The sequence below is a fragment of the Bradyrhizobium sp. UFLA05-153 genome, assembly GCF_054185185.1.
This window is the reverse complement of record NZ_JBBIAM010000112.1, coordinates 21,075-31,652: the sequence shown is the minus strand read 5'-3', so window position 1 is coordinate 31,652 and position 10,578 is coordinate 21,075. Positions and strand designations below refer to the sequence as shown.

Annotated in this window: 10 protein-coding genes; 4 read left to right on the top strand and 6 right to left on the bottom strand. The window is 63.3% G+C overall.

Translation table 11 applies throughout. From position 1 onward, the window contains the following. Both Q2941_RS40415 and Q2941_RS40410 read right to left on the bottom strand, forming a co-directional pair. On the bottom strand, positions 1-539 hold a 539-nt coding region (locus tag Q2941_RS40415; RefSeq protein WP_458195973.1), incomplete at its 3' end, for an ABC transporter substrate-binding protein. Between the two features lie 119 nt (positions 540-658). Continuing rightward, positions 659-1,855 carry a CaiB/BaiF CoA transferase family protein gene (locus tag Q2941_RS40410; protein ID WP_027527991.1) on the bottom strand — a complete coding sequence of 399 codons (1,197 nt, stop codon included), beginning with the start codon at positions 1,853-1,855 and terminating at the stop codon, positions 659-661. Between the two features lie 189 nt (positions 1,856-2,044). Between Q2941_RS40410 and glgA the strand changes: the two genes are divergently transcribed. Further along, the gene (gene glgA, locus Q2941_RS40405) at positions 2,045-3,460 is read left to right on the top strand and encodes a glycogen synthase GlgA (RefSeq protein WP_035665132.1); all 1,416 of its coding nucleotides are present in this window, start codon (positions 2,045-2,047) and stop codon (positions 3,458-3,460) included. A 24-nt stretch (positions 3,461-3,484) separates the two neighbouring features. Here glgA and Q2941_RS40400 read toward each other — a convergent pair whose 3' ends face one another. Together Q2941_RS40400 and Q2941_RS40395 are read right to left on the bottom strand one after the other, a co-directional pair. Next, the gene (locus tag Q2941_RS40400) at positions 3,485-4,423 is read right to left on the bottom strand and encodes an oxygenase MpaB family protein (RefSeq protein WP_458195972.1); all 939 of its coding nucleotides are present in this window, start codon (positions 4,421-4,423) and stop codon (positions 3,485-3,487) included. Between the two features lie 67 nt (positions 4,424-4,490). Beyond that, positions 4,491-5,633, bottom strand: a complete 1,143-nt coding sequence (locus tag Q2941_RS40395) for a patatin-like phospholipase family protein (protein WP_254107084.1) — start codon at positions 5,631-5,633, stop codon at positions 4,491-4,493. A 203-nt stretch (positions 5,634-5,836) separates the two neighbouring features. On the opposite strand from Q2941_RS40395, the gene Q2941_RS40390 reads away from it, so the two are divergent. Further along, entirely contained in the window at positions 5,837-6,724 is an 888-nt protein-coding gene (locus tag Q2941_RS40390; protein ID WP_458195971.1) for a LysR family transcriptional regulator, read from the top strand. A 121-nt stretch (positions 6,725-6,845) separates the two neighbouring features. Here Q2941_RS40390 and Q2941_RS40385 read toward each other — a convergent pair whose 3' ends face one another. Further along, a complete protein-coding gene (locus tag Q2941_RS40385; protein WP_156944924.1) occupies positions 6,846-7,031 on the bottom strand; it encodes a hypothetical protein in 186 nt (61 codons plus the stop codon). Positions 7,032-8,106: 1,075 nt separating this feature from the next. On the opposite strand from Q2941_RS40385, the gene Q2941_RS40380 reads away from it, so the two are divergent. Next, entirely contained in the window at positions 8,107-8,919 is an 813-nt protein-coding gene (locus Q2941_RS40380; protein WP_458195970.1) for an alpha/beta fold hydrolase, read from the top strand. Between the two features lie 104 nt (positions 8,920-9,023). On the opposite strand, the gene Q2941_RS40375 is transcribed toward Q2941_RS40380, so the two are convergent. Next, positions 9,024-9,740 carry a peroxiredoxin-like family protein gene (locus tag Q2941_RS40375; protein WP_458195969.1) on the bottom strand — a complete coding sequence of 239 codons (717 nt, stop codon included), beginning with the start codon at positions 9,738-9,740 and terminating at the stop codon, positions 9,024-9,026. 272 nt (positions 9,741-10,012) lie between these two features. On the opposite strand from Q2941_RS40375, the gene Q2941_RS40370 reads away from it, so the two are divergent. After that, positions 10,013-10,489: a cupin domain-containing protein gene (locus Q2941_RS40370; protein ID WP_458195968.1), complete on the top strand. Its 477-nt coding sequence runs from the start codon at positions 10,013-10,015 to the stop codon at positions 10,487-10,489. Positions 10,490-10,578: the final 89 nt, after the last annotated feature.

The window sequence follows — 10,578 nt, the reverse complement described above, 5'->3', positions numbered from 1 at the left end:
GGCGAATGCACGGCATTGTTCTGACTCTGGATACTGATGACCGCCGGCAGATTCACGGAAGGATCGGTGAGGTTATAGACGATGGTGTATTCATCAGGCGCCAGCACCTCCTTGACGTTGGTGATGTAGAAGGCGCAGCGGCACTTGTTGGCGGGATCCTTTTGACGATCGAAGTTTTCCTTGAAGGCCTGCGCGTTGAACGGCGTGCCGTCATGGAACTTCACACCCTGGCGCAATTTGAACGTCCAGCTCTTGTAGTCGTCGGAATGTGTCCAGGACACCGCGAGCTTGGGCGCGGCTTCGCCCTTGTCGTCGAGCGTCGTAAGCGTGTCGAAGATCGCCGCCGCCGCCGTGAAGGTCGACGTGTCGTAGACACCGACCTTGAGCGGATCGAAGCCGGGAATATCGAGCTCCTGGCCGACGGTGATGCTGCCTCCGGATTTTTGCGCCTGCGCGGGCTGCACCAGCGGAACAATGGCAAATGCCGTGACAAGGAAAATCGGCGCAAGCCTGCGCGCCGCGGCAACTGCGTGCGTCATTGTTCTCTCCCAAAACCTCTCGTCCGGTATGTTCCGGATCCTTGATGACTTCAGGCGAGATTGGCGAGAATCGCTCGCAACGGCAAGAGGAACGCGCGCGAGATCAAACGCCGCAGTGCTTATTGTTGCGCAGCCGTTTTGCCTGACGGAATTAGCGCGTCATCGCCGAGGCCCGCTTCCGCGCAAAGCTCACGCGTGTGCTCGCCGAGCGCTGCGATGCGCTTGCCGGGCGTCGTGTCCGCGCCCGACATCCGGAACGGCAGATTGAGCACCTGGAAGGAGCCACCTTCGTCTTCCACGTCCGACAGCGCCTGGCGGTGCGTGAGCTGCGGATCGCACAATGCCTCGGCGACGGTGCGATAGGCCGAAGCCGGCACGCCCTCGGCACCGAGCTCTGCGAGACATTGCTCGGTCGTGATCTGTCGCGACCAGGCTTCGACGCCGTCCATCAGGTCAGCCCAGTTGTTGCGTCGCACGCCATAGGCGCAGAAGCGCGGGTCGGAGATCCAGTCAGGCCGGTCGATCACCTTCATCAGACTCTGAAAGGTCTTCTCGCTCGCGATGGTGATCATGACGTAGCCGTCGGCGGTCTCGGTCGGACCGAACATCGGACGCGGCGGCGGCTTCACCTCGAATTGCGAGTTCTGCAGCTCTATCACCGTGAGCGTCAGCATCGACTCCAGCATGGAGACGTCGATGTGCTGGCCGAGGCCCGTGACTGTGCGCTGGTACAGCGCCGACGCAACCGCTCCGAAACCATAGGTGCCGGTGACGACGTCGGCATGATAGATGCCGCAATAATCGGGACGGTTGCGGCCGGGCTGGTAGGCAAGATGCGCCATGTCGTAGCCGGAGGCCGCGTGGATCACCGGCGCGTAGGCCGGCAACTCCGCTGACGGGCCGGTCTGGCCGTAGCCCGAGATGGAGCAGTAGATCAGCCTCGGATTGAATGGGCGCAGCGTGTCGTAATCGAGCCGCAGGCGGCGCATCACGCCGGGACGGAAATTCTCGACCAGGATGTCGGCGGTGGCGACGAGGCGCCGCACCGCCTCCTTGCCCTCCTCCGACTTCAGGTCGAGCACCATGCTCTTCTTGCCGACATTGAGCTGGCCGAACACGGTGCTGCAGCCGTTGCGCACCGGCGGGCGCGTCCGCATCGTCTCGCCGCCTTCGGTCTCGATCTTGATCACCTCGGCGCCCATGTCGGCGAGCATCCGCGCGCAATGGGGACCGGCGATGGTGGTCGAAAAATCCAGCACCCGCAGACCGGCGAAGGCCTTTGTCGTCGTCCTCTCATGCTTATCTGCCAACTGCATTCCCGGAGTCTCCCCTTAGGAACCACGCGCGCTCTTGCTTGTTTGATGCGCCGACCCTAGATGGCGGCGGCCTGGTAGGAAAGTCTTTACCCGAACGGCAGCTTCCAGGGGGGCGGGCTTGGAATTCCGAGGACAATTGGACCCGATCTTGCATAGCAGCAAACGGGCTCGGATTGAGGGCAGCTGTTCTTGAGGGTCTTGTTCGTCACGACAGAGATGGACGATTTTGTCCGCGTCGGCGGACTTGGCGCCGTTTCTGCTGCGCTCCCGAGAGCGCTCCGCCCCTTCGCCGATATCCGGATCATGTTGCCCGGCTATCGCGATATCATCGAACAACTCACGCATATTCAGATCGTTGGCCGCTGTCCGGCGTTTGCGGAGATGCCGGCCTGCACGCTCGGCCGGGCCGCGACGCGCGACGGCCTGCCGGTCTATGTGCTGCTGTGCTCGCAGCTCTACGACCGTCCCGGCAATCCCTATGGCGATGATGCCGGGCGCGACTGGCCCGACAACGACATCCGCTTCGCGCGCTTGGCATCGGCAGCCGCTGAACTTGCGACGGGCAACCTGGACAAGAATTGGGCAGCCGACCTGATCCATGCCAACGACTGGCAGGCCTCGCTCGTGCCGGCCTACCTCGCCTGGCGCGGCTCGAAGGTGCCATCGATCCTGACCATCCATAACCTCGCCTATCAGGGCCTCTTCCCGAAAGAGGCGCTGCGGCGGATCGGCGCACCCGAGAGCTCCTTCCACATCGACGGCGTCGAGTTCTACGATCAATTGTCCTTCCTGAAGGCGGGCCTGGTCTACGCCTCGCATCTGACGACCGTGAGTGCGACCTATGCGCGCGAGATCACCACGTCGGAATTCGGTTGCGGCCTGGAGGGCCTGTTGCGCGCCCGCTCGGAGGCGGCCGAGCTCACCGGCATCCTGAACGGGATCGACGAGAGCTGGGACCCCCGCTATTGCGCGCAGCTCGCCCAGCAATTCGGCGCCGGCGACTGGGCCGGCAAGCGGGCCAACGCGGACTATGTGCGCAAGCAATTCGGGCTCGCGGTGTCGCGCGGGCCGATGTTCGGCATCGTGGCGCGGCTCGTGCATCAGAAAGGCATCGACCTCGTGCTGTCGGCGGCCGACGAGATCATCGATGCCGGCGGGCAGATCGTCGTCACCGGCTCCGGCGAGCCGGCGCTCGAGCAGGCCCTGATCAACGCCCATCGCAGGCGGCCCGACGCGATCGGCGTCGCCATCGGCTTCAACGACGCGCAGGCGCGGCGCATCTTTGCCGGCAGCGATTTCACCCTGATGCCCTCGCGCTTCGAGCCCTGCGGACTCAGCCAGATGTACGCCCAGCGCTTCGGCTCGCTGCCGATCGGCCACCAGACCGGTGGCCTTGCGGAAACCATCACCGACGGCGAGACCGGCTTCCTGTTCACGCAGCCGTCCTACGAATCCTTCCTCGGTGGCGTTCGTCGGGCCTTCACGACCTTCATGGCCCAGGAGCGTCTCGACTCCATGCGCCGCACCGCCATGTCGCGGTCGTTCAGCTGGAATATTTCCGCCGCCTGCTACAGCGCGCTGTATCGCAAGATCGCGTCGGCTTGAGGCGGCTTCGCATGTCACGACGGGTCATCCGATCGAAGACCGTCCGATCCAGGCCCTGTTGAGACATCGCGTCATCCAGCCGGGCTGTGGCGTCCCGCGCAGTCGCGCTTGAGCTTCCTGATACGGACCGACATAGCGCAGGCGCGCGGGCAGCCGGGGGTAGATGCGTCGTATCCACTTGAGCGCGCGGTCCGCCGCCCTGCCATCGGCTTCATCACAAGCTAACCCAAAACCCGCGCCCAGTTGCTCCGGCAACATGCGAGCCGTCAGCGCCTGGTACCATTTGGGCGGCCGTAACCAGGGCCTTCCGACGCCCCCGAGAATTTGTCCGGCCACCTCGCGCGCTGCGGTGCCGACGGTCAAAACCTCCGAGCGGGCCATGGCTTCAGTGTAGGCGAGAAAGGATTGCCAATCCGCCGGCAGGTCGCCCGGGGTCAGCCCGAACATCGCTGCGAAAAGCCGGCATTCGGCCCAGTATCGCTCGCGCTCGTCGGCCGAGAGCGGCGGAAAGACGAGATCGTGCGCCATGACCGCGCTCTCGACGAGAGTGGCATGAACCCAACGCAGCGCCGAGACTTCATTGGCACAGTAGTGCGAATTCGCTTCAAACGACCCGATAGCATCCGGCAAGCGGCCGACGATCACGGCGTGACGCCGATGCAGCTTCCGGGAAGCCGTCAGCGCCTGATCGAGCGAGCCGAATACCATCGTAAACATGACATCGAAGGTTCGATGGAAGCGACCGATCGGATCGGCGAGCGTCGTGGAGTGCTCGGCGATGGCGGCAGCAACCCACGGGTGCGCCAGTTGAAGCAGCAGCGCACGACCGGCTCCGAGAAAAATCACGGCCTCTCGGTCAATTCGCCAGGTCAGTGAGGCCGGTCCAAAAATGCCCGCCGTCGATCCAGCTGCCTTGCTCTTGATATGATCGAGCGCAAACTCCAGGTCGTTCTCGGAAATCACTTTGCAACATCCGCTTGGGGCCAATTGCGAAGCTCACGCGGATGAGCCGATGTTGGACTCCGCCGCGCTACTCCGCCGCGACCGGCAGGATATCAGGATTATCGTGCAACACCACGCCCGAGAGCGGATCGAACTCGCCGATCCACGGCGCGCGCGCCAGCACCGATCGCGTATGGAGATAACCTGCGTCCCAGCGCCGCATGATGCCGGACGGGCTGAAGTCGATGTCCTTGGTGTGGGTCTCGCGGTCGAGCTGCGGGGCGAGCAGCCGCACCACATGCATCCGCGTCGGACAGCCATAGCTCGTCAGTTCGCGCACCGCAGGATCGCTGCGATCGCTCTCGGGCAACCGCGCGGCAAGCTGGTTGATGACGTGGCGCAGCCGGTGCGCCTGCTGCTGCCGCGCGATGTGGCTTGCGATCCGGCTGGAATATTGCACGTCCTTGTGACGGTTCAGCACCTCCGCCATCGTGGTCGGTTCGGCGCCGACCGGATTCCACAGATGCACGGCGAAGATCAGCGAGTCCTTGCGCGGATTGTCGTCGAACACGGCTTCCGTCGGCGTATTCGAGAGGATGCCACCATCCCAGTAGAGCTCGCCGTCGATGCGCACGGCCGGAAAGGCTGGCGGCAGCGCACCCGAGGCCATGACGTGCTTCACCGTCAGATCACCGTCGCGGCTGTCAAAGTAGCGCATCTGGCTGGTGCGGACATGCGCGGCACCGACGGTGAGGCGCGGCGTGCAGCGATTGACGAGGTTAAAGTCGACGAGCTCGCAGAGCGTTCTTTCCAGCGGCGCGGTCGAATAGAAGCCGGCGTGATCGGCGCCCAGCGGGAAGGAGTCGCCGGCATGCGCCAGCGGATTGGGCCGGAAGAAGCCGGGTATACCGTTGGTGATAGTTGACCAGTAGGCGAGCTTCTCGTTGAAGCCCGGAAACGCCGTGCGCAGGTTCCAGACCGGATTCTGCTCCATCCGCTTCCAGAACTCCATCAGCCGCGACAACCGCTCCCGCGGCGCATTACCGGCAATCAGGCTGGCGTTGATCGCCCCGATCGAGGTGCCGATGATCCAGTCCGGCTCGATGCCGGCCTCGTGCAGCGCCTGGTAGACGCCGGCCTGGTAGGAGCCGAGCGCGCCGCCGCCCTGGAGCACAAGCACGACCTGACCGGGCAGGTCTCTCGACTTGATGCGCTGCGTCATATCTTGCATGTGTCGCCTCCCATCGTGCTGGCACTGCTCGAATATTCGTCAGGCACGGCGCGATTGTTACGCCATGCCCTTGTGACCAATTGCCGAACACAACGGAAATGCCGGTTGGCTTCCGAAACCATACGCGCGCGCTATCGCCGGCAGGATGTCATTCCCCGCCCTGATCGGCTAGATTCCTGCTCGATCTTGCCGGGAGCCGATCCATGGAAATGCACCAGGTCCGCTATTTCCTCGCGGTGGCGCAGCTTTTGAATTTCACGCGCGCGGCCGAGGAGTGCAACGTGACGCAGCCCTCGCTGACCCGCGCCATCAAGCAGCTCGAAGCCGAGCTCGGCGGTGATCTGTTCCGGCGCGAACGGCCGGCGGCGCAATTGACCGAGCTCGGCCAGCGCATGCATCCGCTGCTCAGACAGTGCTATGAGGCCGCGGCCGGCGCGCGCTCGCTCGCTTCATCCTTCAAGAGCGGCGAGATCGGCGCTCTGCGCATCGCGCTGACGCATTCGATCGATCTCGCGCTGCTCATTCCGCATCTCAACCAGATCAAGCGGCAGTTCAACCGGCTCGAATTCCGCTTCCTGCGCGGCTCGAACCGCGAGGTCGGCGAATTCCTCAAGAAGGGCGAGGCCGAGCTCGGCATCGCCGCCGAGATCGACGAAGCCTGGGAGCGGCTCGACGTCTGGCCGCTATTTACCGAAAAATTCGAGCTCGTGATCGGCAAGGGCCACCCGCTCGCCGAGCGCAGCACGATCGAGTTCGACGATCTGCACTCCGAGCAGCTGCTCAGCCGAAGCTACTGCGAGCACGCCACGCGTATCTCGGCAAGCCTGCGCGAGCATGGCGTCGACGTCGATCACAGCCACGAGATTTCGAGCGAGCGCGATCTGATCGAGCTGGTCGAGGCCGATATCGGCCTCGCCATGGTGCCGCACACCTCGCCGGTGCCGGAGAGCCTCAAGCGCACGTCGGTGGCCGGGCTCGATGCACGCCGCACCGTCAACCTCTACGGCGTCGCCGGCCGCCAGCGAACCGCGGTGGCCTCCGCCGTCATGCGCATGCTACGCGGCGCGGATTGGCGGGAGATTGCGGGGTAGCGAATGCATCTCGCGCTCTTACCCTCTCCACTTGTTGTGGAGGGTGGCTCGCCGCGCATGCTCCGCTGGCGCGTTAGGGCCGCAAGGTTTTTTGCGGCCCTTTGCTTTTCCACCAGTCAAGTTACGCGGGCGCCTGCTGCTCGCCCTCGGCTGGTGGCGGCTCGGCCACGGGCTCGGCCGGGGCCTCGACCGGCTCCGAAGAAACGGCGGTCTTCTGCTCGGGCGTGGCCTCGACGGCCGGGCTGGGCATCGGCTCTGGGGTTGGCTCCGCGCTCGGGGTGGTCTGATCGGGCTCGTCTGGTGCCATGGGTATTTACCTCCCTTGGTAGGTGAGCTTTGTTGGACAGTGTTGTGGATTTGGACTTCTCGATTAGTGACGCGCCGCCCAAACGGGTGGCGCGGAAGTGGTCGCGTGCCCACGGAGCAGGCAAGTCCTCAATGTGTCAGCTAAAGCACAATGCGACCCTGCCCGCATTATCGTACGTTTAGCCGCGCTGCGATTTTCGGGGCTCAACGTGAATGCGACTGTCCTGCATCGGCCTTGTGCAACAGTCAGAAGTAGTCGTGGTTACACGTCCGCACATGGTCGATTCTGTTGAAAAAGGCGAAAGTAACGCCACGGCAAAAACATCGCTGGAATTAACTTAGAGCGAGCTCCGGCAAGAAAAGCCTTCGTAGTAAAGCTAGGAAGATCACTGAGCGATCCTGACTATGTTGACGCGATCCCCCACGTCCCGCTGCGACAAACGCTTCAGAAGACTTCAGAAAATGGGCATGCTCGCGACAAAGGCCTTTTTCAACAGAATCGGTCCATCGCGTACCAAGGTTTCTTAGGAACCTTGCTTGTGGCCTTTTGTTAGCCAGAATGAAGAGACCCCGAGAATATCTCAAGCGGGCTAAGCGCTGCAGAGAGCTAAAAGACCAAGCACAAGACAACGTGTCTCGCAACCAGCTTGCGACCCTTGAATATAGTTACCTTACGTTGGCCGAAAGCTCCCAAGTGCTTCGCCGCGCGGTAAGGCTGCAGAAGGCATTAGAAAGGCACCACCGCAGGTGAGGCCGTCTCAGTTGGCGACCTCTTTCGTTTCGGAACGTCACCTGTCGGCCCAGCACGTCATTTCGCCGCGATGCGGAAGTTGCTATTGGGACAGAGCGGACTTTGCGGCGCGCTCGTCCCCGCAACTGCAACCACGAATTTTCTCGCGGCAGATTTCCTCGAAGGGCGCGGTCGCGCGTACCCCACTTTTCTCACGCGCCCCAGAGGACCCGGAGCCCATGCGGGGTCCTCCGTCGCGTCCAGCTAGCCTTTGTCTTCCATGTGGTTTTCGTGCGGCTCGTGGTATCGTTCTCGGTACGGACACCTCCACGTGCGGGGGGCAGCCATGGTCGAATATCCTGCCAAACGCATCGACTACCGCGAGCAAGGATCGGGGCCGACCATTCTTTTCGTGCCCGGCTCATGGAGTACGGGAGCGCTGTGGCGTGGTGTGATCGCTCTCTTAGGAGATAGCTTTCGGGCGGTGACAACGAGCCTGCTCGGTTATGGCGACACCGAAGAGCGCCGCAGCCCGGACGACATTTCTATCGAACGGGAGATCGACATCGTCGAGGCCGTCATCCAGCGCACCAACAGCGCTGTCCACCTCGTTGGGCATTCGTGGGGTGCCACGGTATGCTTGGCGACCGTCCTCCTTGACCGGACCAAGGTCGCAAGCATGACCTTGATCGAGGCGACCCCGTTCAATTTGCTTCGCCACTCCGGCGATCTCGAGCTTTACGAGCAAGTGCGCGCGATGGCCGACGCTTATGTCCGCTCGTGTGACAACGGAGAACTGCTGGCTGCGCGGAGCATCATCGACTTCTACGGCGGTTACGGCAGCTTTGACGCCCTCCCAGCCCGGACCCGGGACTACATTGTTGCCACCACGCCGACGAACCTTCTCGACTGGTCGTCGGCGTGGGATTTCGACGTGCCGCTTGCCGCCTATGCGAGCATCACTGCGCCAAGCCTCTTCGTGCGAGGCGAGCGCGGTCATCCAGTCGTTCAGCGCGTCGCCGAGGTGCTGACTAACGCGGTCTCCAGATCGTCGCTAGTGACCGTACCCGGCGCAAGTCATTTCATGATCGCGACCCATGCGTCGGATATCGCGAGGCTCATTCGTGAGCACGTCGCGACGGTCGAGACGCTGCGCTAATTTAGCGAGCGATCCGTACGGCATCGGCTCGACCTCGACATCCAATCGTCGGAGAGCAGCGGGCGAGGCGTCAGGCATCGGCCGTGGGTCGAGATCGTCGAAATCTAATTTTCCCTGCTCGCCTGCTCCAGCGCCTCAAGCAGATCATCGATCTCCATGCGCTTGCGGAAGTCGGGATCGACGAAGCGCGCCTTGACGATGCCGTGGCGGCCGACGACGAAGACTGCGGGGATCGGCAGGATCCAGCCGTCGTTGCCGTGGAACTTGGCCATGTCCTGGTAGGAGAGAAGCCCCTGGATCTCCGCGCCGAGCCAGATCGCCAGATTGAGCGAGAGCGCATAGCCGTTGTCGAGATCGGTGAGCACCGGGAACGTCGCGCCGGACTCGGCCTTGAACTTTTCCGAATATTCCTGCGTCTCCGGCATGATTGCGACGATCTGTGCGCCCATCGCCTTGATGCGATCGTGTGCCTCGGTCACCGCGCGCACATTCAGCCGGCAGTAGGGACACCAATGGCCGCGGAAGAACATGACGGCCGCCGGGCCACGCGCCAGCAGCGAAGGCAGCGCGATCAGCTTGCCGTTCTCGTCGGGCAGGATGAAAGGCGGCATCGCCTCGCCGGAGCGCGGTGCGTTTTCGCCGCCGCCATTCTCGTTCAATCTCACCACGAGACGATCGACCGCCGCGCCATAGGCCGGAAAGATTTCGCGGCCGGCATCGGCGTAGGCGCGAAGCTGCTCGTTCAGCGTTCCTTCCATGTCGCGGCAGCGCTGGAAGGCGAGCCTGAGCCGGTCGGCATCGGCTGGTGAGAGAGACGTCATTTTCCGCTCCGGCGTTTCGGATCGAATACTAGGTTCGTCGCGGTACCGCCCGCAAGGGCCGGTCACGCGAGCGCGGGGTCAGTGCACATTGAATGCCGGACCGCCCCAAAGCGGAAATGCCGATCCGCGATCGGTTCGATAGCCGCCGCCTATCGATAGCGCAGGGCTATCGCGTCGAGAGCGAGACGGCATTTCATCGGAGCCCTCGCTTCGACCAAGCTGATCCCACGGCCGGCCATCAGCGAGGCCGCAGCCAACAGAGGAGAAGTTCCATGCTTAAGCATCCAATCCTATCGCGCGCAGTGTGGGCGGGCCTTGCTCTCACCGGCGCAGTCGCGGCGCAACCGGCGTTCGCCGGCGAATGTCCGGCCGACAAGATCAAGCCGAATGCACGCCAGATGGTCGACACCAAGCCGGTCGGCGTCACCGACGTCACGCTCGGCTCGATCGACCTCGAGAAACAGCCCGCCAACATCAGGGAGCGCGAGCTGCGCTTCCGCAAGCTGACGATCGAGCCCGGCGGCATCGTGCCCTGGCACAGCCACGACGACCGCCCTGCCCTGATCTTCGTGCAGCAGGGCGAGATCGTCGAATACGCCTCCAACTGTATCGATCCGATCGTGCACAAGGCAGGCGATCTTCGTCCCGAAGTCTACGGCACCTCGCACTGGTGGAAGAACCTCGGCAAGGAGACCGTCATTCTCTATGTCGGCGACGTCCGCAAGGATCCGCGCGACCACAATATGTGACGAGTGCCTCATCCATCGTCTCGTCATTCCGGGGCGGCTCGAAGAGCCGAACCCGGAATCTCGAGATTTCCCGAAGCGCAATTGCGCTC